Origin of the sequence: Actinoplanes sp. KI2 (genome assembly GCF_025630775.1) — a bacterium.
Classification (GTDB): domain Bacteria; phylum Actinomycetota; class Actinomycetes; order Mycobacteriales; family Micromonosporaceae; genus Actinoplanes.
Map to the genome: position 1 here is coordinate 25,001 of NZ_JAOSZE010000022.1, position 21,835 is coordinate 46,835.

The following is a 21,835-nucleotide window of genomic DNA, read 5'->3' on the forward strand; positions in this document are numbered from 1 at the left end:
CCCCAGTGTGTCAAACGAGTAGGAAAACCGCTATGCTGACACTGCGGGGCCGACGCCAGCCGGCAGATGTTGACCCGAAATCAGACATTAAATCTGAATTCGACGACGTCGCCGTCCTTCATGATGTAGTCCTTGCCCTCCATGCGGACCTTGCCGGCCGCCTTCGCCGCGGCCATCGAGCCCGCGGTCATCAAGTCGTCGAAGCTGACGATCTCGGCCTTGATGAAGCCGCGCTGGAAGTCGCTGTGGATCACGCCAGCGGCCTCGGGAGCGGTGGCGCCGACCGGGATCACCCAGGCACGGGCCTCCTTCGGGCCGGCCGTCAGGTACGTCTGCAGGCCGAGCGTGTCGAAGCCGACCCGGATCAGCTGGTTCAGGCCCGGCTCGGTCTGGCCGGTCGACTCGAGCAGCTCCATCGCCTCCTCGGGCGGCAGGTCGATCAGCTCCGACTCGATTTTCGCGTCCATGAAGACGGCCTCCGCCGGGGCGACCAGGGCCCGCAGCTCGTCGAGGAACGCCGCGTTATTGAGCTCGGCCTCGTCGACGTTGAACACGTACAGGAACGGCTTGGTGGTCAGCAGGTGGAGCTCGGCGAGCAGGGAAAGGTCGATGTCCTGGCCGCCGGAGTACAGCGTCACGCCGTCGTTGAGCAGCTTGAACGCGGCCTCGGCCGCGGCCACCGCGGTAGCGCGGTCCTTCTTGAGCTTCGCCTCCTTCTGCAGGCGCGGCAGGGCCTTCTCCACCGTCTGCAGGTCGGCCAGGATCAGCTCGGTGTTGATCGTCTCGATGTCGTCGGCGGGCGAGACCTTGCCGTCCACGTGCAGGACGTTCGGGTCGGAGAACGCGCGCACCACCTGACAGATCGCGGACGCGTCGCGGATGTTCGCGAGGAACGCGTTGCCCCGGCCCTGGCCCTTCGACGCACCGCGCACCAGGCCGGCGATGTCGACGAAGCTGACCGGCGCGGGAATCACCTTCTCGCTCTGGAACAGCTCGGCGAGCTTCCCCAGTCGCTCGTCGGGCAACCCGACGACCCCGACGTTCGGCTCGATCGTGGCGAACGGGTAGTTCGCGGCGAGCACGTCGTTCTTGGTCAGGGCATTGAACAGGGTGCTCTTGCCGACGTTCGGCAGGCCGACGATTCCGATGGTGAGGCTCACGGAAACCCAGTCTACGCAACCGGCCGAGAGCGGCCCGGCGGCGATGCTCATGTCCGAATCCCGCCAGCCTTGCGAGGCAAAAGCGCGCAGACTCGACGCCATGGAACTGGACTTCGAGCGGTGCTACCGAGCCGTGGACAGCCGGGACCAGCGCTTCGACGGCTGGTTCTTCACCGCCGTGACCAGCACCGGCATCTACTGCCGACCGTCCTGCCCGGCGATGACGCCGAAGCGGGAGAACGTCACGTTCTTTCCGTCCGCGGCCGCCGCCCAGCGCGCCGGCTTCCGCGCCTGCAAGCGTTGCCGGCCGGACGCCGCGCCCGGCTCCCCGGAATGGGACGTGCGCGCCGACCTGGTCGGCCGCGCGATGCGGCTGATCGGCGACGGGGTGGTCGACCGCGAGGGCGTGCCGGGCCTGGCGAGCCGGCTGGGCTACACCGAGCGCCACCTCAACCGGATGCTCACCGCCGAACTGGGTGCCGGTCCGCTGGCGCTCGCCCGGGCCCAACGCGCGCAGACCGCGCGCATCCTGATCGAGACCACCGACCTCGGCCTCGCCGAAATCGCGTTCGCGTCGGGCTTCGGCAGCGTGCGGCAGTTCAACGACACCATTCAGGAGGTGTACGCGCAGCCGCCCTCGCAACTGCGCGAACGCCGCCCGGTCCGGACGGCCGAGGCGGGCACGATCAACCTCCGGCTCGCCTATCGGTCGCCGCTGCACGTCCCGGCGCTGCTCGACTTTCTGGAGATGCGGGCGCTGCCGGGCGTGGAGGAGCGGTCGGGAAACACGTACCGCCGCGGTCTGGTCTTGCCGCACGGAAGCGCGACGGTCGCGCTCACCCCGGCCGACCGCTGGGTCTCCGCGTCGCTGCGGCTGGCCGACGTGCGCGATCTCGCGCCGGCCGTGGCCCGCTGCCGGCGGCTGTTCGATCTCGACGCGGACCCCGACGCCGTCGATGCCACGCTGAGCGCGGACGTCGCGCTGCGCGCGTCGATCAAAACCGAGCCGGGCGTACGCGTGCCGCGAGCGGTCGACGGCTTCGAGATGGCCGTGCGCGCGATCGTGGGGCAGCAGGTCAGCGTGGCGGGTGCGCGCACGACGCTGACCCGCATGATTCGCGCGGCCGGCGGCTTCGACGGCGCCGACCTCGTCGGGTTCCCGGCGGCCCGAGCGGTCGCCGACCTGCCGGACGCGGCGTTCGGGATGCCGGCCGCCCGGCGCGACACGATCCGGCGGCTGGCCGAGGCGGTCGCCGACGGAAAGATCGACCTGGAGCCCGGCGCCGACCGCGAGGAGTCGGCGGCCCGGCTGCTCGAACTGCCCGGGATCGGGCCGTGGACGGCCGGCTACGTGGCGATGCGCGCGATCGGCGACCCGGACGTGTTCCTGCCGACCGACCTGGCGGTGCGCCGGGGTGCGGCCGCACTCGGCCTGCCGGACACGCCGAAGGCCCTGGAGCGGCACGCCGAGCGGTGGCGGCCCTGGCGGTCGTACGCACTGATCCGCCTGTGGCGAGCCTCCTGAACCCAGTTGTCCACAGGCACCGAGAACGTCGAGCGCGGCCGGCCCCGGCGGGCCAGGCTGGGCAACCAACCCCTGGAGGAGACGATGTTGAAGTACCAGACCATGGAGACCCCGGCCGGCCCGCTCACGATCGTGGTCGGCGAGACCGGCGCCGTGCGCGCCGCCGGGTTCACCTCCGAAGTGGACGACCTGCTCCCCCTGATCCACCCGGCGCTGGCCGGCGAGGCGGTCCCGGCCGACGACGTGGGCCCGGTCACCGGCCACGTGCGCTCCTATCTCGACGGTGACCGCACCGCGCTCGACGCGGTGGTCGTCGAGCAGCGCAGCAGTGGGGAGTTCATGGCGCACGCGTGGCGGGTGATGCGCGACATCAAGCCGGGCAGCCCGGTGACCTATTCCGAGTTCGCCCGGCTGGCGGGCCGGCCGGCGGCGGTCCGGGCAGCCGCGGCGGCCTGCGCGCGCAACCCGGTGGCCCTGTTCACCCCGTGCCATCGGGTGCTGCGGCTGGACGGCTCGCTCGGCGGCTACCGCTGGGGGCTGGACGTGAAACGCTGGCTGCTCGACTTCGAGGCCGAGTGAGGGGCCGAATGACCGGTGGTCGCCCGGCTCCCGCCCTTGGGGAGCGGAGGCCGGGCGACCGGCTCACGCCTGGGTGCGGTCGTCGTCGAACAACCTGCGGAGGAGGGTGAGTTCGTCGGAGCGAGCGTTCCAACCGGTGATCGACTCGCTGGGCGGCGCCGTTCCCCCGGACGGGTCGATCGTCATGTGCCACTCGAGGTGCAGGGCGGTGTCGTTCACCCAACTTCCGCACCGGTCGCACTTGAAGGCGGTCTGGGCGACATTCACACCGTCGCTTTCCGAGTGCCCGGCGGTGCCGGTCGGAAGCCGGACCGGTTCGGCTACCGGCACGCTGGCCCGGCCCCGGATCGTTCCGGGCTGGCGTCGGTGCATGTTCGCCGCCGTCCAGAGGATGTGCCACTCCCGCAACACGGCCGGCGGGACCCGGAAGCACCGTCCGAGCCGCTGCACCAGCACCCAGGAGGGCATCGCCTTGCCACAGAAGACCTTGGACAGCGTCGCCTTGCTGTACTCGACCTTGTCCCCGAGCGCGGTGAGGGACGGCTTGCCCGCCCGGGTGTAGGTGAGGCTGAGGTCGGCGATCAGATCGTCGTAGGCACGATCCGGATCCATCAGCTTGGCCCGGTTCCGGGCCTCGGCATCCGAATAGGGGAACGGGATCTCCCGCGGGTGTGCCTCCGCCGCCTCGGTCTCGCGCCCGGTCGCCCGGCGATGCCGCCCGACCGGCATACGCGGCGCCTCTTCCCGGTGGTCGATGTCATTCCGGCGGCGCTCGGTCATGCCGTGCCGCCCGAGAAGCGCGCCAGGAACGTGCCGATGGCCGGCGACGGGGCGCCGTCGAGCAGCCACCCGGCGACCGTCGCGCCGGCGAGGCCGAGCCCGGCCATGGTCATCAGCGCCGTCGGCAGATCGCGCCCGCTGCAGATCAGGAGCAGCCCCGGAACCAGCACAAGCACAAGAACGAGGATTCGCCCTCCGACGCGACAGTCACGGACAGTGGTCGGCTCTTTCACCGGCACCAGGCATTGCCATGGGGTGGGCAGATTAACGTGTGGGACTTTCATATTCCGGATGACCCCTCATCTGGATGGTCTCGGACCTTGGTCAAAGGGCGCGAGAAACCAGATGGTGGACTGGCCGCATCGCCCCGGCCGCCGATTCTGTGCGGCGGCTAAGAGAGATTCCAGCACTCAGAGTGGCCCCGATCAAGGCCTACTGGACACGCCGGACAAGCGTGCAACTTGCACGTCCCGGTAGTGAGACAACTTAACTATTCGCACGGAAAGACGCCCGCGAAACGACGCGGACGGCAATTCCGGATAATGCGATCGAGGGGCCGGTCAACGCCATGGCGGCGCCGCATCGACCCCTCGACCGATCCGGAAAGACTGCCACCATAGCCGCTTTCCGGCCTTGCCATCTCCGATTGCGGTCCGAGACCAATCAGAACCAGCATCGGGCGAAAATGCATGACCTTCGCACGGGTCACCCTACTAGCCGTGCACCGATGCGACCAGGCCCGCCAAGGCTGAGCCGCGACGCTCAGGCCGGAGGCCTCCTCGCCATCGGCCATCAGAGTCGGTGCAACGGCCACGACGCGCCACCCCCACGAAACACCGCGAAACGGCCGGCGCCGCCCAACGAAGCCTGAGCAGGCAGATTTCAGCATAACGATCGTCCTGGTTTAGAAACCACGCGAAACACGGCGAAACGCGAAGCGCCGGTACGCAACGACCGGAGCTGCACGATCGGGCGGTCTGCGGTTGCCCGATCGCGCTCCTCGGCCCGGCGGCCCGAAAGGCACGGCCAATGATCAGGAGAGGGCTCCCGTGCGGGCCCGGTTTTGTCGCAATCCTTTGCCCGTAGGCATGAAACCACCGCGACTCCAATCGGAGATGCCCCGCAAAAATGACTCGCCCGGCAGGAAAGCCTCGCGTTCTGCGACGGGCCGAGGCGGCATTCGCCGATCCGGTCCACCGAATGCGCCGAATTGTTGATCCCGAAGCCACTCTGGTCAGATGGTTGCCTTATTAGCATCGGTATCAGTGGGGCGAAACACCTGATGAGCGCTAAAGACGTGATACTGGCATAGTGGACACCGAAAAATACGATGCGTAACGTCTCGGGTTCCTGCCGTCAGGACGTTGAACGAAATTTCGCGTTTCCCTGGTTCGGTGATCGGCAGCGCCACCCGGGCGCCCGCGGGACACCGCCCGACCGTTCGAGGCGACGCGGCCGGGCGGGTTATCGGGCGGTCACGATCCGCATACCGCCGTAGCATTCTGCCCATGACTGATACGGGTAGGACCGCGCGCGCCGGTCTCCCCGAGCGACCGTCGCTGGACGGCCTCGAGGGCAAATGGTCGCGCCGCTGGCAGGAGGAGGGTGTGTATGCGTTCGACCGCTCGAAGGAGCGCTCGGACGTATATGCCATCGACACGCCTCCACCGACCGTATCGGGCGAGCTGCACATGGGGCACGTCTTCTCGTACACCCACACCGACACCGTCGCGCGGTTCCAGCGGATGCGCGGCAAGGCCGTCTTCTACCCGATGGGCTGGGACGACAACGGCCTGCCCACCGAGCGCCGGGTGCAGGTCCGCTACGGCATCCGGTGCGACCCGTCCCTGCCGTACGACCCGGCCTGGCGGCCGCCGGCCACCCCGCCGAAAGACCCGATCTCCGTCTCCCGGCGGAACTTCGTCGAGACCTGCGCCGAGCTGACCACCGAGGACGAGAAGGCGTTCGAGCAGCTGTGGCGCACGCTCGGCCTGTCCGTCGACTGGGGACTGACCTACACCACGATCGGAGATCGGGCCCGGGCCGTCTCGCAGCGCTTCTTCCTCACCAACGTGGCGCGCGGCGAGGCGTACACGGCCGAGGCCCCGACGCTGTGGGACGTCGGCTTCCGCACCGCGGTCGCCCAGGCGGAACTGGAGGATCGGGACCGCCCCGGCGCGTACCACAAGCTGCGCTTCCACGGGCCGGACGGCCCGATCGAGATCGACACCACCCGGCCCGAGCTGCTGCCGGCCTGTGTCGCCCTGGTTTTCCACCCCGGCGACGAGCGCTATCGGCACCTGGTCGGCCGGACGGTCAAGACGCCGTTCTTCGACGTCGAGGTCCCGGTGCACGAGCACCCGCTCGCCGCGCCGGACAAGGGCACCGGCATCGCGATGGTCTGCACCTTCGGCGACACCACCGACGTGACCTGGTGGCGTGACCTGCGGCTGGAAACGCGCGTCGTGCTGGGCCGGGACGGCCGGTTCCGGCCGGACCGCCCGGCCGGGGTGCCCGCGGCGGCGTACGAGCCGTTCGCCGGCCTCACGGTGAACGCGGCCCGGCGGGAGATCGTCCGGGTGTTGCGCGAGGCGGGCGACCTGATCGGCGAGCCTCGGCCGGTCACCCACCCGGTCAAGTTCTACGAGAAGGGCGACTCGCCGCTCGAGATCGTCACGAGCCGGCAGTGGTTCATCCGCAACGGCGGGCGCGAGCCCGAGCTGCGGGAGAGGATGCTGGCCCGGGGCCGGGAGCTGCGCTGGTTCCCGGAGCACATGCGGCACCGGTACGAGCACTGGGTCACCGGCCTGACCGGGGACTGGCTGATCAGCCGGCAGCGCTTCTTCGGCGTCCCGATCCCGGTGTGGTACCGGCTCGACAACGCTGGCGAACCGGATTACACCCAGCTTCTCATACCGGACGAATCAGCACTGCCGGTTGACCCTTCCTCGGAGTGTCCGCCCGGCTTCGACGAGTCCCAGCGGGACGTCCCCGGCGGCTTCACGGCCGACCCCGACGTCATGGACACCTGGGCCACGTCGTCGCTGACCCCGCAGATCGTCGGCGGCTGGCACGACGACGAAGACCTCTTCCGGCGCGTCTTCCCGATGGACCACCGGCCGCAGGCCCACGAGATCATCCGGACCTGGCTGTTCTGCACGGTGCTGCGCGCCGACCTGGAAAACGGCGTGCTGCCGTGGCGCACCGCGGTCCTCTCCGGCTGGATCCTCGACCCCGACCGCAAGAAGATGTCCAAGACCAAGGGCAACGTGGTCACCCCGCTCGACCTGCTCGAGCAGAACGGCTCGGACGCGGTCCGGTACTGGGCGGCGAACGGCCGGCCGGGCGCCGACCTGGCCTACGACCCGGCCCAGATCAAGGTCGGCCGGCGACTGGCGACCAAGCTGCTCAACGCGTCGCGGTTCGCGCTCGGCCTGGGCGCGGCGGAGGCGCTGCGGCAGCCGGTGACCGAGCCGATCGACCGGGCCATGCTGACCCGGCTCGCCACCGTGGTCACCGCGGCCACCGAGGCGTTCGACCGGTACGACCACACCGAGGCCCTGCAGGTCACCGAGGCCTTCTTCTGGACGTTCTGCGACGACTACATCGAGCTGGTCAAGGAGCGGGCGTACGCATCCGGCCCGGCCGCGGACTCGGCCCGCGCCGCGCTGGCGGCCGGGCTGTCGGTGCTGTTGCGGCTGTTCGCGCCGGTCCTGCCGTACGTGACCGAGGAGGTCTGGTCGTGGTGGCGGTACGGCTCGGTGCACCGCTCGACCTGGCCGACCCGGTACGAGCTGACCCGGGTCGCGCCCGAGGGCGACGTCGGCCTGCTCGACCTGGCCGGCGAGGCGCTGCGTCAGGTCCGCAGGGCAAAGTCCGACCGGAAGCTGTCGATGAAGGCCGAGGTGCCGCTGGCCGAGGCGCTCGGGCCGGCGGCGCTGCTCGACCGGCTCGCCCTGATCGAGGGTGACCTGCGGGCGGCGGGCCGGATCGGCAAGCTCGACCGGCTGCCCGACCGCACGCCCGAGCTGGTCATCGCCTGCGCCTTCTGACGCCTCGCCGGAAACGGGGCCGGGACCGGTTAAAACGCCGGTCTCGGGCCCCTCCTGCGGGCAGCATGAAGGGCATGTCGATCGCGCCCGAGCAGGTGGCGGCGCCCGCCACCGACACCGTGCTGTTCCGATCCTCGCCGTGGCGGACCTTCGGCACCGTCTTCGCGCTGCTGATGCTCTCGTTCACGGCGGTGTCGCCGATCGCCGCGCTGCTGGCCGGCGGCACCGGCAACCCGTGGTGGCAGACCGCCCTGCAGGCCGCCGCGATCAGCGTCATTGCCGCCGGCCTCTACGCCTGGTCGACCCGGGGCGCGCTGAAGACCTGGATCCGGATCTCGTCGGGCGGCCTCGAGATGGCCGCCCAGGACAGCGACCCGATCCTGCTGGCCTGGCCGGACATCGCCCACGTGCAGGTACGCCGGCAGGGCATCCGCTCGATCCTCGAGGTCACACCGCTGGACCTCGACCGGGTGCACCCGGTGCAGGGCGACGGCCCGGGCGGGCCGGCGATGACCGAGACCGCCGAGGGGCCGGCCTTCACCGCCGACCTCACCGAGCTGTGGCCGGGCCCCCGCGCCCTGCGGCGCGAGCTGGCCCGGCACCTGCCGCCGGAAAAGCCGGCACCCTAGCCGGACCCGGCCAGCTCGAACGAGCCTCGGCCGCCTCGAACCAGTCCCGGCCGGCCGCCTCGGTCAGAAATCTCCGCCGAAGTCGCCGCCGCCGAAGTCCCCGCCGTCGAAGCCGCCGAAGTCCTGGCCGCCGCCGTCGTAGCCGCCGCCGTCGTAGCCGCCGTTGTCGAAGCTGCCCGCGTCATACATGCCGTCGGCGCCGCCGCCGAAGTCCTGCGCGGCGTCCTGGAAGCCGTCCTGGTAGCCGTCGCCGTAGCCCGTGTCGCCGAAGCTGGGCGAGAACAGCGCGTCGAAGATCAGCAGGCCGCCGAGCGCGCCGGCCCCGGCGCCGAGCGCCGTCTTCCACACCGGCGTCGAATACCACCCGGCCGGCACCGGACGGCCCTGCACCCGGCCGCCCGGGTAGTAGTAAGGCATGTCGGGTTGGGGCTGCGGGCCGGCCTTGTAGTGCTGGCCCTGCACGGTGACCTCGCGCTCGCGGGTCAGCTGGCCGACGCCCTGCGCGGTGGACAGCGGCGGCAGGTCGGGGCCCGGGTCGATGCCCATCGCCACCCGGGCGGCGCGCACGTAGTTGAGGCCCTCCAGCGCCGACTCGCGGGCCAGCGCGAACTGGTGCACGGTCTTGGCCTGCTGGAGCTGGCCACCGGCCGCGTTGTACCGCTCGCCGGCGTCGGCCAGGGCCTGCCGGGCGGCCGCGTCGTCGCCGTGCAGGTTCATCAGCTGGCCGCCGAGCCGCTCATACCACCGCTGGGCGTCGGCGCGCGCGTCCTCGAGGCTGGTTTGCTGGCTCGCGGCGCCATTGCGGCGCGCGAGCATGACCACCAACAGGACGACGATGACGATGGCCAGGATCAGCAACACGCTCATGTCTTAACGGTACCCTCGCGGTTCTTGTCATACCGATCTGGCAATCTGCCCGTTGTGACCGTCTCGACGCTGGCCGTGGTGCTCCTCTGTCTGGCGGCGGGCGTCGCCCTCGGGTGGCTGGCGGCCCGGTTGCGGGCGGCGGCCGACATCGCCCGGCTCGAGGCCACCGTGCAGGCCCACCGCGACGGCGAGGAGCGGCTCGAGCAGTCGATGCGCGCCCTGTCGTACGAGTCGGCGGCCCAGTCGCAGGAGGCGGTGGCCCTGGCGGTCGCCCCGCTGCACGACACGCTGCGCCGCTACGAGCAGCGGGTGGCCCAGCTCGAGCGCGAGCGGGTGGATGCGTATGCCGAGCTTCGCGAGCAGGTGCGGCAGATGGGCGCCGTCTCCGGCGAGCTGCGCACCGAGACGAAACAGCTGGTGGCGGCGTTGCGGGCGCCGCAGGTGCGCGGCCGCTGGGGCGAGCATCAGCTGCGCCGGGTGGTCGAGGCGGCCGGCCTGCTGGAGCACTGCGACTTCGCCGAGCAGGTCACCGCCGCCGACGGCGAGGGCGGCGTGGTCCGGCCCGACCTGGTGGTCCGCCTGCACGGCGGCCGCAGCGTGGTGGTCGACGCGAAGGCGCCGCTGGAGGGCTACCTGGCCGCCGCCGAGGCCCGCGACGAGCGCACCCGGGAAGCCTGCCTCGACCAGCACGCCCGCCACCTGCGCGGGCACGTCGACGCGCTCTCGGCGAAGGAGTATTGGGCCGTCTTCGAGCCGGCCCCCGACTTCGTGGTGCTGTTCGTGCCGGCCGACCCGTTCCTCGACGCGGCGCTGCGGCACGACCCGACCCTGATGGAGCACGCGTTCCGGCGCAACGTGGTGCTGGCCACCCCGGCGACGCTGGTGGCGATGCTGCGCACGGTGGCGTATTCGTGGCGGCAGGAGGAGCTGGCCCGCAACGCGCTGGAGGTGCACGGCCTGGCCCGCGAGCTGTACGCCCGGCTGGCCACCCTCGGCGACCACGTGGGCAAGCTCGGCACGGCCCTGGGCGGGGCGGTCACCGCGTACAACAAGGCGGTGGGTTCGCTGGAGTCGCGGGTGCTGGTCAGCGCCCGCAAGCTGGCCGAGATGGGCGTCTCCCGCGAGGAGATGCCGGCGCCACCGCAGGTCGAGGTCGCGCCCCGCCAGCCTCAGGCGCCGGAACTGAGCTAGCGATCGTCGCCGGGCGACTGCCCGCGGAGCGAAGCGGAGCCGGCCAGCTCAGCCTTCTTCATGTCGCGGCGCAGCTCCTGCGGCAGCGAGAAGGTCAGCCGCTCCTCGGCGGTGGTGTACTCGGTGACCTCGCCGAAGCCACGCGACGCGAGGTGGGCGAGCACCTCCATGACCAGGTCCTCCGGCACGCTCGCGCCCGAGGAGACCCCGACGGTGGTGGCCTCGGAGAGCCACTCGTCCTGGATCTCGGAGGCGTAGTCGACCAGGTAGCCCGCGCCGGCGCCGGCGTCGACCGCCACCTCGACCAGGCGTACCGAATTCGACGAGTTCTTCGAGCCGACGACGATCACCACGTCGCAGTCGGGGGCGATCTCCTTGACCACGTGCTGGCGGTTCTGCGTGGCGTAGCAGATGTCGTCGCTGGGCGGCGACTGCAGCAGCGGCAGCCGGGTCTTGAGGCGGGACACCGTCTCCATGGTCTCGTCGACCGAGAGGGTGGTCTGGGACAGCCAGACGACCTTGGCCGGGTCGCGCACCACGACCTTGTCCACCGCGTCCGGCCCGTCGACCAGCTGGATGTGCGCCGGGGCCTCGCCGGCCGTACCGATGACCTCCTCGTGGCCCTCGTGACCGATGAGCAGGATGTCGTAGTCCTCGTTCGCGAAGCGTTTCGCCTCGTGGTGCACCTTGGTGACCAGCGGGCAGGTGGCGTCGATCGCCCGCAGGTTGCGCGCGCGGGCCTGCTCGTGCACCTCGGGCGCGACGCCGTGCGCCGAGAAGACGACGATCGACCCCTCGGGGACCTCCTCGTTCTCCTCCACGAAGATCGCGCCGCGGGCCTCGAGGGTGCTCACCACGTGCTTGTTGTGCACGATCTGCTTGCGTACGTAGACCGGGGCGCCGTACAGCTTCAGCGCCTCCTCGACGGTCTGCACCGCCCGGTCGACGCCGGCACAATAGCCGCGCGGCTTGGCCAGCAAAACACGCTTACGAGGTTCGCTCACCCGGCCATGGTACGTGCCGACCTCCGGCCGCCGCCGGTCTGCGAGATGTGCCACACGCCTGGTCCCGCGGGCGACGCGGAGAACCCGGGCCCATCCGGGCCGACCGCGGGGCCGCAGGACTGCGGCATACTCGTCCGGTGGCGGACGAGACGATGATCGATGAGAAGGCGCCCTCGCGGTGGGCCGCCGCGGGTCGGACGGCGCGCTGGCTGCTCGGCGCATTATCCCTGGTCTGCGGCTTCACCTGGATCCTGTTGACGGTGCACGGCACGAGCGCGGCGGGCGACCTCACGGTGGGCACGGTCTTCGCGGTGGCCGGGCTGGTGCTGCTCATGCCGCACCGAATCCGGCTGCCCCGGCTGGTGACCACGCTCGTGATGGTCATGGTGGCGATCGCCGGGACGGCCGCCGGCCTGGCCCGTGGGACGGAGCGCGTCAGCGGGATGTATGCGTACATCGCCGACCGCGGCTTCCCGGTCACCTGGGCGCAGCGGGGAGCGATCGCCGACGACGTGGACACGGCCGAGCGGCTCGCGCACTCCGCCAACTGGACGGTCGACCTCATTTCGCTCGCCACGAACCTCTTGTTCTGGGCGTACACGGGAATGATCTTGGTAGTGATCGCCGTGCTCATCCGCCGCAAAGCGGGGGAAAGCCGCCGGTAGCGGTGCTTTTGCGACGATACTCGGTCGCATGAGCGACGCCGAGCCGGAGGGCCACGGCCCGCTGGCCTCGTTTCTGATCATGGCCCGGCTGATGATCGGCTGGTGCTGCACGGCGCTCGGAGCGCTCGGCCTGCTGATGGGCTTCGGCGGCGCGCGCTATCTGACCTACCACGCGGTGCTGCTGCTCGGCGGCCTGGCGCTGCTCGCGTTCCGGCCGATGGTCCGGCGCCCGCGGCCGATCGCGTACGTGGTCGGCGGCGGGGTGACCGCGCTCGGCCTGATGCTGTCCGCCGTGCCACGCGCCTCCCGCGCGGTGTGCTGTCACCTCTCGGGATATGCCCATCCGCACGGATTCCCGCTCGCGTTCGTCGCCTCCGGTCATTTCGACCCGTGGCGGGCCTTCGCCGATCTGCTCTTCTGGGCCCTGGTCGGCCTGATTCCGCTGGTCGTGCTGACGCGCCTGTGGCCGGCCCCGGCGCCCGGCGCGAGCGTCGAGCAGCCGGCCGCCCGGCCCGCCGGCCACGCCGAGCAGCGGGCCGAGGTGGCGGACGACGAGAATGTCGGTGGTCTTCCGTAATCTGGCCCGGTGAGTGAGCCCGAGCCGACCGCGACGCCCAAGAGCACCGCCGACGAGCCCTGGCCGGTCCGCGTCGTCAGTCAAAAGGTCGGCGCATGGATCGCCAAGCTCGGCTGGGTCTGGGTCGACGGCCAGGTCGCCCAGATCAGCCGCCGCCCCGGCTCGTCCGTGGTGTTCCTGACCCTGCGCGACCCCTCGGCCGACCTCAGCCTCACCGTCACCGCCCACCGCGACGTGCTCGACGCCGGCGCCCCCGAGCTGGCCGAGGGTGCCCGGGTCACGCTGCACGCCAAGCCCGAGTTCTACCCCGCTCGCGGCACGCTCAGCCTGCGCGCCGACGAGATCCGCCAGGTCGGCCTGGGCGAGCTGCTCGCCCGGCTGGAGCGGCTGAAAAAGCACCTCGCCGCCGAGGGGCTGTTCGCCCGCGACCGTAAGCGCCGGCTGCCCTTCCTCCCGCAGCGGATCGGCCTGATCACCGGCCGGGCCAGCGCCGCCGAGCGCGACGTGCTGATGAATACCCGTCGTCGCTGGCCCGCCGTCGACTTCCGGGTGATCAACGTGCCGGTTCAGGGCCCCACGGCGGTGCCCCAGATCATCGACGCGCTCAAGGTGCTGGACAACGACGACACGATCGACGTGATCGTGATCGCCCGCGGCGGCGGCAGCGTGGAAGACCTGCTGCCGTTCTCCGACGAGGCGCTGTGCCGGGCGGTCTTCGGGGCGCGCACCCCGGTGGTCAGCGCGATCGGGCACGAGACCGACGCGCCGCTGCTCGACTACGTCGCCGACCTGCGCGCCTCCACCCCCACCGACGCGGCCAAGCGGATCGTGCCCGACCTGGCCGAGGAGCGGCAGCTCATCGACATCGCCCGGCGCCGCATCGAGCGGTCGGTGCTGACCCTGGTCGAGCGCGAGGAGCATCGGCTCGCCTCCTGGCGGTCCCGGCCCTCGCTGGCCCGCCCCGAGCTGCTGGTCGACCAGCGCGCCGCCGAGGTGACCGGGCTGCGCGAGCGGGCGGTCCGCAGCCTCGAGCACCGGCTGCGCCGCGCCGACGACGACCTGCGGCACACCCTGGCCCGGCTGCGCGCGCTGTCCCCGGCGGCGACCCTGCAGCGGGGTTACGCGATCGTCCAGCGCGCCGACGGCCACGTGGTCCGGGCGGCGGGCGAGGTGCGGGCCGACGACCCGCTCCGCGTGCGCCTAGCCGAGGGCGAGCTGCGAGCGACGGTGACCGAGACGCCCGCGACCGAGGCGACCGCGACCGAGGCGACCGCGACCGAAACGACCGGGACCAAGGCGCCCGCGACCAAAGCGACCAGGGCCAAGGCGACCAGGGCCAAGGACACCAGGGCCAAGGGCACCGAGACCAAGGCGACCGGGACGGCCGCGGCGGGAGCCGACCGAACCGACATCGACCCATCGGCAGAGGAGAGCGCATGACCGACGACACCCTGTCCTACGAGCAGGCCCGCACCGAGCTCGCCACCGTGGTGGAGCGCCTGGAGCAGGGTGGCAGCTCGCTGGAGGAGTCGCTCGCGCTGTGGGAGCGCGGCGAGAAACTGGCCGACATCTGCCAGCGCTGGCTCGACGGGGCCCGGGAGCGCATCGACGCCGCCCGAGCCGCCCGCGCTGAGTCCGACAACTAGCTCAGCCGCCCGCCCGAATCCGGCGGCAGCACAGCCCCGCACCCGAACCCCCCGACTAACTCACGCGCGCGCCGAGCGCCGGCGGCGGCTAGCTCAGCGTCGACGCGAGGGCTTCCAGCTGCGACAGCTCGGCCTTGCCCACCACCACGATCGTCCGGGTCGGCTCGGCCAGGACCAGCGCCTTCTCCCCCTGTCGCCCGTCGTAGACCCGCCACACCCCGGCCGGCGTGCGGAAGACGTCGAGCGCCTTGCCGCCGCTGCCCAGCTCACCGGGGAGGAGCGTGGCCGGCGGGACGCTGCTCTCCACCAGTTGCACCGGGTCCTTGCCCGGGTCGACGTAGCCGATCCGCAGCGTCGCCCCGTCGCTCTGCCGCTGGAAGGTCGCGCTCGCCGTGTGCCAGTCGTCGCCCAGCCCGCGCGGCACTGCCACCGGGAACGCGGCCGCCTGCTGCGCCTCCTGGATGGCCGGCGTTGCATCGACGGTCACCGGCGCGTCGCCGCTCAGCACCACCCGATAGAAGATCAGCAATAGTGCGATCGGCACCAGCAGCACCGCCAGCGACAGCGTCATGTCCCGGGCGGACCGCTCCTGCCCTCGGCCGAGCCGGGCCGGAGCCTCCTCGGCGGGCCGGCTCTCGTTGGTCTCGGTGCTGGGTGCTGGTTCCACGCACCCATTGTTAACCATGTCGCTGATGCGGGACTTTGCGCGTCCGGACATGTGAGGATCGGTGGATTACCAGCCCCGCAACGTCGCGAGGAGGCGCCCTTATGCCTGCCCGGGTTCCGCAGGATCTCGACCGCAACATCGCTCTCGACCTGGTCCGCGTGACCGAGGCCGCCGCCATGGCGGCCGGTCGCTGGGTAGGACGCGGCGACAAGAACGGTGGTGACGGAGCCGCCGTCGACGCCATGCGCAAGCTGATCAACTCGATCCAGATGCGCGGCACCGTGGTGATCGGTGAGGGCGAGAAGGACGAAGCCCCGATGCTCTTCAACGGCGAGCTAGTGGGCGACGGCACCGGCCCCGAGGTGGACGTGGCGGTCGACCCGATCGACGGCACGACGCTGATGAGCAAGGGCATGCCGGGCTCGGTGAGCGTTCTGGCGGTGGCCGAGCGTGGCGCGATGTTCGACCCGAGCGCGGTCTTCTACATGGAGAAGATCGCGGTCGGCCCCGACTGCGCCGACGTCATCGACATCAACGCCCCGACCGCCGAGAACCTGCGCCGGATCGCCAAGGCGAAGCGCTCGTCGGTCTCCGACGTGACGGTCTGCATCCTCGACCGCCCGCGCCATGGCCGGTTGGTCGAGGAGGTACGCCAGGCCGGCGCCAACATCAAGTTCATCTCGGACGGCGACATCGCGGGCGCCATCTCGGCCGCCCGGATGGAGTCGGACGTGGACGTGCTGATGGGTATCGGCGGCACCCCGGAGGGCATCACCGCGGCCTGCGCGCTGAAGTGCCTGGGCGGCATGATCCAGGCCAAGCTGTGGCCGCGGGATGACGCCGAGCGGGAGAAGGCGGTGGCCGGCGGCCATGACCTGGACCGCGTGCTGACCACCGACGACCTGGTCACCGGCGACAACTGCTTCTTCGTGGCCACCGGCGTCACCTCGGGTGACCTGCTGAAGGGCGTCCGGTACCGGGCCGGCGGCGCGCACACCCAGTCGATCGTGATGCGGTCCAAGAGCGGCACGATCCGGGTGATCGACTCCTACCACCGCCTGGAGAAGCTGGCCCTCTACTCGGCGGTCGACTTCGACGGGCACCTGCCGACCGTCCCCATGGGAGAGCCGGTCATCTGACGGGAAGGCGGGCCGCGGCCCGCCTTTCCTTTGGGCTGATAGTCAGCTCTACTGACGATCGGTTAGGCTGACGAACATGACGGAACTGACGATCGGCTGGAAGGCCTCCCCACAGCACTTCACCATCGGCGAGTACCGCGAGCTCTGGCGCCTGGTCGACGCCGCGGGCTTCGACAGTTGCTGGGTCTTCGACCACCTGCGACCCATGGGCCGGGACCGCGACGGCGACATCTTCGAGGCCTGGACCGTCCTGGCCGCGATGGCCGAGGCGACATCCCGGGTACGCGTCGGCACCCTCGTGTCCAGCAACCTCTATCGGCACCCGGCATTACTGGCCAAGATGGCCACCACCGTCGACCACATCAGCGGCGGCCGGCTCGACCTCGGCCTGGGCGCCGGCGGCGATCCGGGCGTCGACCCCGCGATCGGGCTGGCCGAGCTGTCCGGCCGCGAGCGGGTGGAGCGCCTGGACGAGTCGGCCCAGATCGTCCGCCACCTCTGGACGCGGCCCCTGACGACCTTCGCCGGAAAGCACTACCGGCTCACCGACGTACCCGCCGACCCCAAGCCGGTCCAGCACCCGATGCCGTTGTGGCTGGCCAGCAACGGCGAACGGCGAGGCCTCCGGGTTGTCGCCGAGCGGGCCACCGGTTGGCTGACCGCGACCTTCGACACCACGCCCGGCGACCTGACCCGGCTGATCGGGTTGCTGGATCAACACTGCGAGAAAGCGGGCCGCGATCCGGGTACGCTCCGCCGCGGCGTCCAGTTCCCGCTGCCGGAGAGCGATGATGAGATCCTCGAAGCCGTCGAGGCGTTCGCCCGCGCGGGCTTCACCGATCTGGTCCTGATGCCTCGCGGCGGCGGCCTCGCCCGCGTGGCCGCCACCGGAACCCTGCTGCCAAGGATGCGAGAGTGCTTCAAGACCGCCTCGGGTACCTCCTGAAACACGCTCAGTCGGCGCTGGCCGCGCACACCGCGGCCGCGCTGGAGCCGCTGAACATCAACGGTCGCGAGCTGGCCGTGCTGTCCGTGCTGGGTGCCGCCGAGCCGCTGGCCCAGCAACAGGCCGCGACCAGGCTGAGCGTCGACCGTACGACGATGGTCGACCTGGTGGACACCCTGGAGCGCAAGGGCATGGTCGAGCGCCGATCGGACCCGGCCGACCGGCGCCGCAACCTGGTCCACCTGACCCCGGAGGGCGAGAAGACCCTGGCCGAGGGCAACCGCCGCTACCAGGAGATCGAGCGCGGTCTGCTGACCGAGAGCGAGGCCGACGACCTCAAGCGGCTGCTACGCCGGCTGCTGGCCAACGCCGAGTCTTAGCCGTCGGTGAGCGTGGGCGCGTAGAGCGCCGGCTGCGGCTTGAGCTTCTTCCGGCGGAACAGGATCGCCGCGATGACGCCGCCGAGCAGCCCGAGCAGGTGCCCCTGCCAGGAGATCGGCTGGTCGGTCGGCAGGATGTTGTAGAGCTGGTACCAGTACAGCAGCCCGATGAACGCGGCCACCGCGAGGTTCCACCAGCTGCGCTCGACGAGCCCGCGGGTCAGCAACAGCCCGAGATAGCCGAAGATCACTCCGCTGGCACCGACCACCACGGTTCTCGGGTCACCGATCAGCCACACGCCCAGCCCGCTGACCAGCATGATCACGAGCGTCGACCAGATGAATCGCCGCCCACCGCCGGCCAGCGCGAACGTGCCGACCAGGATCAGCGGGACGGCGTTGCCGTACAGGTGGTCCCACCCGGCGTGCAGAAACGGGCTGAACAGCACGCCGTCGAGCCCGTACAGGTGGTGGGGGATGATGCCGCCGGCCGCGTCGAGCCGGCCGTGCCCGATACCCCGGTCGATGACCTCGATGAGGAACAGGAACGGGATGACCGCGCACATCGTCACGAAGGCCCGCCCGAGGGAGGCGTAGAACGCCGGGGTGCCGAACTTTGTCGCATCTGACTGAGCGTCCGCACCGTCGTAACTCATGGTTCCCATGGTCCCAGGCCGCGGCAACGCCTGCCAGATCAGCCGAGCCTGCGGGTGGCCTCGCGAATGTCGTCGCGGAAGGTGGAGATTTGCGAGTAGACGCCCGGATAGCCGTCCCGGGCGCAGCCGAGCCCCCAGCTCACGATGCCGACCTGGACCCACTCGCCGGTCGCGTTCCGGCCGACCATCGGGCCGCCGGAGTCGCCCTGGCAGGTGTCGACGCCGCTCTTGCCGGCGCAGATCGAATCGGACGCGACCAGCTTCACGCCGGCCTTCTTGTACTCGGCGGCGCAGGTGTCGTCGGGAACGGACGGGACGGTCGCGTAATGCAGCTTCCGCTCCTGCCTCATCGAGCCCTCGCGGGTCTGCCCCCACCCCATCACCACGAACTCACCCTCCTCCACGGTGCCCTCGACCAGCGGCAGGGTGGGCAGGTCGAGCACGCGGTCGAGCTGGACCAGCGCCCAGTCGTCGCCGCGGGTCTCGTCCCGGAAGCCGGGCGCCCGGAACACGGTGACCGAGTGGGCGACGATCGCGCCGCGGGACTTGAGGTCGACCGCGCCGGCGATGACCTTGATGCCGGTGGTCGGTCCGGTACGGCCGACACAGTGCCCTGCGGTGAGCACCACCCGGGGCGCGGTCAGGGCGCCACCGCAGCCCATCGAGAGCCGCACCACCCACGGGAACTTGCCGGACGTCGCGACGGCCCCGCCGACGACCTCGGCCACCGGTCTCGACGCGGAACCCGCGTGGGCCGGCAGATCGGTGACGGCCGCTACGCCCGCGATGGCACTAATGAGGACGAGCGCGGCGTTTCGGACCATACATACATTTGAGCACAGCAAAACGGGCCGCGCGGCGTATGCCACGCAGCCCGTTTTGTCAAATTTGTCTAAATCGCGCCGATGAGCTAGGGCAGGCCCCTAGTACCAGCCCGTGTTCTGCGAGTGCGACCACGCCCCACACGGCGAGTTGTAGCGGTTCTCGATGTAGTCCAGACCCCACTTGATCTGCGTGGCGGGGTTGGTCTTCCAGTCGTCACCGAACTTCGCCATCTTGCTGCCGGGCAGCGCCTGCGGGATCCCGTACGCCCCGGAGCTGTTGTTGGTGGCCTTGTAGTTCCAGCCACTCTCGCGGGCGAAGAGCTTGTCGAGGCAGGGGAACTGGTCGATCTTGAAACCGGCCGCGAGCATCAGCGCGCACCCGGTCTGCCGGCTGCCGCTGAAGTCGTTGCAGGAGCCCGGGATCGGGCCGTTGTAGGCGACCGGTCCGCCGCTGCCGCTGTCCGCGGCCTTCTTCGCCGCGGCGGCCTTCTTCGCCGCGATGGCCTTGGCCTCGAGCGCATGCGCCTTGTCGGCCGCGGCCTTCGCCTCGGTGGCGGCCTTCGCCGCGGCGTCGCCCTCCGCCTCGCGCTGGTAGGCGCGGGCCGCGGCGTGCTCGGCTTGCCGCTGCTTGAGCAGCTGCATGTCGTCGACATCCACCTGGACGACGTTCGAAGCTTCGGAATGCTGCTGTGGTGCCGGGACCACCCGGTCCTTGCCGAGGTACACGCCGCCGATCAGGCCCGCAACAAGCAGACCGACCGACGCGGAACGTACTCCGACCCGGCTCCAAGGCCGACTCACGAAGTATCCCTTCGTCGGGGGCAGGGACGCGGCACGCCCGGCCGCCCGGAAGGCGGTTGGCCGTGCCGCGAGCACCGCGACCACTCGGGCCGACGCCTCGGTCTCAGTCGATCAAGGCGGTGGCCCGACGTCGATCTCCGACGAAGATGACCACGCGATGGCGCTCGCCGAACACCATTGCGCAAGGTGAAGTGGATGTGAAATGCGTACGCAGTGATGTGATGTTGCTCACATAAATTTTCAGCGCAAACCGGTCGATAGTTCGCCCATTCGAGGGTCACCTCATAGCGGGATGTCCTCCAGCAGATCGGTGACCACCTCAGCGATCGGCGACCGCTCGGACCGTGTCAAGGTCACGTGGGCGAAGATCGGATGCCCCTTCAGCGCCTCGATGACCGCCGTCACGCCGTCGTGCCGGCCCACCCGCAGGTTGTCCCGCTGGGCGACGTCGTGGGTGAGCACCACCCGCGACCCCTGCCCGATACGGGAGAGGACGGTGAGCAACACGTTGCGTTCCAGGGACTGCGCCTCGTCGACGATCACGAATGCGTCGTGCAGGCTGCGGCCGCGGATGTGGGTCAGCGGCAGCACCTCGAGCATGCCGCGGGCCATGACCTCCTCCATGACGTTCGCGTGCACCACCGCGCCGAGGGTGTCGAAGACCGCCTGCGCCCAGGGCGACATCTTCTCCGACTCGGTGCCGGGAAGGTAGCCCAGCTCCTGGCCGCCGACCGCGTAGAGCGGGCGGAAGACGATCACCTTCTTGTGGCGGCCGCGCTCCATGGTCGCCTCGAGACCGGCGCAGAGCGCGAGCGCCGACTTGCCGGTGCCGGCCCGGCCGCCCAGCGAGACGATGCCGATCGACTCGTCCAGCAGCAGGTCGAGCGCGACGCGCTGCTCGGCGGAGCGGCCCCGCAGGCCGAACGCCTCGCGGTCGCCGCGGACCAGGCGCACCGTCTTGTCGGGGTTGACCCGGCCGAGGGCCGAGCCCTTCGACGAGTGGATCACCAGGCCGGTGTGGCAGGGCAGGTGCTCGGCCTCCTCCAGCTCCAGCTCCGCGCCGCCGTAGAGCGCCGAGACCTGCTCCTCGGCGAGCTTGAGGTCGGCCATGCCGGTCCACGTCGGGTCGCTGGCCTGGCCGTGGCGGTACTCGTCGGCGGTCAGACCGACCGACGCCGCCTTGACCCGCAGCGGCATGTCCTTGCTGACCAGCGTGACGTCCCCGCCTTCGGCGGCCAGGCCGAGCGCCACGGACAGGATGCGGGTGTCGTTCGAGTCGTTGCGGAACCCGTGCGGTAGCACACTCTGGTCGGCGTGGTTGAGCTCCACCCGAAGGGTGCCGCCCTCGTCGTTGCAGAGCACAGGCTGATCGAGCCGGCCGAACTTGATACGCAGCTCGTCCAGCATGCGCAGCGCCTGCCGCGCGAACCAGCCCAGCTCCGGGTGGTGACGCTTGCCCTCCAACTCCGTGATGACCACGAGCGGGATGACCACCTCGTGATCGGTGAACCGGCGGAATGCCGCCGGGTCGGACAGCAGGACCGAGGTGTCCAACACAAAAACACGGCCCGTCGGGGCCGGTTCGGCGTCAGCGTGGCGATCGCGGGGTGTGCGTCGCGTTGCAGCGCGGGTGTTGGAGGGGGTGCCCTCGGCGTCAGATCGGCGTGGTGTCACAGGCCTGCTCCAGCGGGCGTGCAACCCGTCGACGCCCGCGGTCCGCAACCTCCGGCGGCCGGCTGTTGCACGG

The 21,835-nt window shown here is 70.8% G+C and carries 21 protein-coding genes and 1 pseudogene; 12 read left to right on the top strand and 10 right to left on the bottom strand.

Annotation, left to right across the window (positions count from 1 at the left end; all coding sequences use genetic code 11):
• Positions 1-80 precede the first annotated feature (80 nt).
• Positions 81-1,160: a redox-regulated ATPase YchF gene (gene ychF / locus ODJ79_RS23300; protein WP_263025674.1), complete on the bottom strand. Its 1,080-nt coding sequence runs from the start codon at positions 1,158-1,160 to the stop codon at positions 81-83.
• Between the two features lie 100 nt (positions 1,161-1,260).
• Here ychF and ODJ79_RS23305 point away from each other — a divergent pair, with 100 nt between their 5' ends.
• Positions 1,261-2,685 (top strand): DNA-3-methyladenine glycosylase 2 family protein, encoded by a 1,425-nt coding sequence (locus ODJ79_RS23305; protein WP_263025675.1) that lies wholly within the window; start codon positions 1,261-1,263, stop codon positions 2,683-2,685.
• Between the two features lie 84 nt (positions 2,686-2,769).
• Positions 2,770-3,264, top strand: coding sequence for a methylated-DNA--[protein]-cysteine S-methyltransferase (locus ODJ79_RS23310; protein WP_263025797.1), 495 nt, complete (start codon positions 2,770-2,772; stop codon positions 3,262-3,264).
• 63 nt (positions 3,265-3,327) lie between these two features.
• Here the strand turns inward: ODJ79_RS23310 and ODJ79_RS23315 are convergent, their stop codons facing one another.
• Complete coding sequence (locus ODJ79_RS23315) at positions 3,328-4,044, bottom strand: helix-turn-helix domain-containing protein (protein WP_263025676.1); 717 nt, start codon at positions 4,042-4,044, stop codon at positions 3,328-3,330.
• Positions 4,041-4,220 (bottom strand): hypothetical protein, encoded by a 180-nt coding sequence (locus tag ODJ79_RS23320; RefSeq protein WP_263025677.1) that lies wholly within the window; start codon positions 4,218-4,220, stop codon positions 4,041-4,043. The genes ODJ79_RS23315 and ODJ79_RS23320 overlap by 4 nt, the downstream gene beginning before the upstream one ends.
• 1,332 nt (positions 4,221-5,552) lie before the next feature.
• Here ODJ79_RS23320 and valS point away from each other — a divergent pair.
• Positions 5,553-8,096 (top strand): valine--tRNA ligase, encoded by a 2,544-nt coding sequence (gene valS / locus ODJ79_RS23325; protein WP_263025678.1) that lies wholly within the window; start codon positions 5,553-5,555, stop codon positions 8,094-8,096.
• A 74-nt stretch (positions 8,097-8,170) separates the two neighbouring features.
• Complete coding sequence (locus ODJ79_RS23330) at positions 8,171-8,725, top strand: hypothetical protein (RefSeq protein ID WP_263025679.1); 555 nt, start codon at positions 8,171-8,173, stop codon at positions 8,723-8,725.
• 63 nt (positions 8,726-8,788) lie between these two features.
• Here the strand turns inward: ODJ79_RS23330 and ODJ79_RS23335 are convergent, their stop codons facing one another.
• Positions 8,789-9,592 carry a hypothetical protein gene (locus tag ODJ79_RS23335; protein ID WP_263025680.1) on the bottom strand — a complete coding sequence of 268 codons (804 nt, stop codon included), beginning with the start codon at positions 9,590-9,592 and terminating at the stop codon, positions 8,789-8,791.
• Between the two features lie 54 nt (positions 9,593-9,646).
• Here ODJ79_RS23335 and ODJ79_RS23340 point away from each other — a divergent pair, with 54 nt between their 5' ends.
• The gene (locus ODJ79_RS23340) at positions 9,647-10,783 is read left to right on the top strand and encodes a DNA recombination protein RmuC (RefSeq protein WP_263025681.1); all 1,137 of its coding nucleotides are present in this window, start codon (positions 9,647-9,649) and stop codon (positions 10,781-10,783) included.
• On the opposite strand, the gene ODJ79_RS23345 is transcribed toward ODJ79_RS23340, so the two are convergent.
• Positions 10,780-11,787: a 4-hydroxy-3-methylbut-2-enyl diphosphate reductase gene (locus ODJ79_RS23345; RefSeq protein ID WP_263025682.1), complete on the bottom strand. Its 1,008-nt coding sequence runs from the start codon at positions 11,785-11,787 to the stop codon at positions 10,780-10,782. The genes ODJ79_RS23340 and ODJ79_RS23345 overlap by 4 nt on opposite strands.
• A gap of 137 nt (positions 11,788-11,924) precedes the next feature.
• On the opposite strand from ODJ79_RS23345, the gene ODJ79_RS23350 reads away from it, so the two are divergent.
• From ODJ79_RS23350 to ODJ79_RS23365, 4 genes and pseudogenes are all read left to right on the top strand, one after another.
• The gene (locus ODJ79_RS23350; RefSeq protein ID WP_263025683.1) at positions 11,925-12,452 is read left to right on the top strand and encodes a hypothetical protein; all 528 of its coding nucleotides are present in this window, start codon (positions 11,925-11,927) and stop codon (positions 12,450-12,452) included.
• Between the two features lie 28 nt (positions 12,453-12,480).
• Positions 12,481-13,029 carry a hypothetical protein gene (locus ODJ79_RS23355; protein ID WP_263025684.1) on the top strand — a complete coding sequence of 183 codons (549 nt, stop codon included), beginning with the start codon at positions 12,481-12,483 and terminating at the stop codon, positions 13,027-13,029.
• Positions 13,030-13,038: 9 nt separating this feature from the next.
• Positions 13,039-14,265: pseudogene (gene xseA / locus ODJ79_RS23360) on the top strand (exodeoxyribonuclease VII large subunit); the annotation flags it as partial.
• A gap of 200 nt (positions 14,266-14,465) precedes the next feature.
• Positions 14,466-14,675: an exodeoxyribonuclease VII small subunit gene (locus ODJ79_RS23365; RefSeq protein WP_263025685.1), complete on the top strand. Its 210-nt coding sequence runs from the start codon at positions 14,466-14,468 to the stop codon at positions 14,673-14,675.
• An 88-nt stretch (positions 14,676-14,763) separates the two neighbouring features.
• On the opposite strand, the gene ODJ79_RS23370 is transcribed toward ODJ79_RS23365, so the two are convergent.
• Complete coding sequence (locus ODJ79_RS23370; RefSeq protein ID WP_263025686.1) at positions 14,764-15,342, bottom strand: DUF4245 domain-containing protein; 579 nt, start codon at positions 15,340-15,342, stop codon at positions 14,764-14,766.
• 101 nt (positions 15,343-15,443) lie between these two features.
• On the opposite strand from ODJ79_RS23370, the gene glpX reads away from it, so the two are divergent.
• The 3 genes from glpX (at position 15,444) to ODJ79_RS23385 (ending at position 17,807) form a co-directional block, all read left to right on the top strand.
• Complete coding sequence (glpX, locus tag ODJ79_RS23375; protein WP_263025687.1) at positions 15,444-16,481, top strand: class II fructose-bisphosphatase; 1,038 nt, start codon at positions 15,444-15,446, stop codon at positions 16,479-16,481.
• Positions 16,482-16,557: 76 nt separating this feature from the next.
• On the top strand, positions 16,558-17,427 hold the full coding sequence (locus ODJ79_RS23380; protein WP_263025688.1) for an LLM class flavin-dependent oxidoreductase: 870 nt from the start codon (positions 16,558-16,560) through the stop codon (positions 17,425-17,427).
• Positions 17,397-17,807, top strand: a complete 411-nt coding sequence (locus ODJ79_RS23385) for a MarR family winged helix-turn-helix transcriptional regulator (RefSeq protein WP_263025689.1) — start codon at positions 17,397-17,399, stop codon at positions 17,805-17,807. Before ODJ79_RS23380 ends, ODJ79_RS23385 begins: the two co-directional genes overlap by 31 nt.
• Here ODJ79_RS23385 and ODJ79_RS23390 read toward each other — a convergent pair.
• From ODJ79_RS23390 to ODJ79_RS23405, 4 genes are all read right to left on the bottom strand, one after another.
• Positions 17,804-18,463 carry a rhomboid family intramembrane serine protease gene (locus tag ODJ79_RS23390; protein WP_411267364.1) on the bottom strand — a complete coding sequence of 220 codons (660 nt, stop codon included), beginning with the start codon at positions 18,461-18,463 and terminating at the stop codon, positions 17,804-17,806. The genes ODJ79_RS23385 and ODJ79_RS23390 overlap by 4 nt on opposite strands.
• A 38-nt stretch (positions 18,464-18,501) precedes the next feature.
• Positions 18,502-19,191, bottom strand: a complete 690-nt coding sequence (locus tag ODJ79_RS23395) for a S1 family peptidase (RefSeq protein ID WP_263025691.1) — start codon at positions 19,189-19,191, stop codon at positions 18,502-18,504.
• Positions 19,192-19,386: 195 nt separating this feature from the next.
• Positions 19,387-20,088, bottom strand: coding sequence for a lytic transglycosylase domain-containing protein (locus ODJ79_RS23400; protein WP_263025692.1), 702 nt, complete (start codon positions 20,086-20,088; stop codon positions 19,387-19,389).
• A gap of 282 nt (positions 20,089-20,370) precedes the next feature.
• Entirely contained in the window at positions 20,371-21,762 is a 1,392-nt protein-coding gene (locus ODJ79_RS23405; RefSeq protein ID WP_263025693.1) for a PhoH family protein, read from the bottom strand.
• Positions 21,763-21,835: the final 73 nt, after the last annotated feature.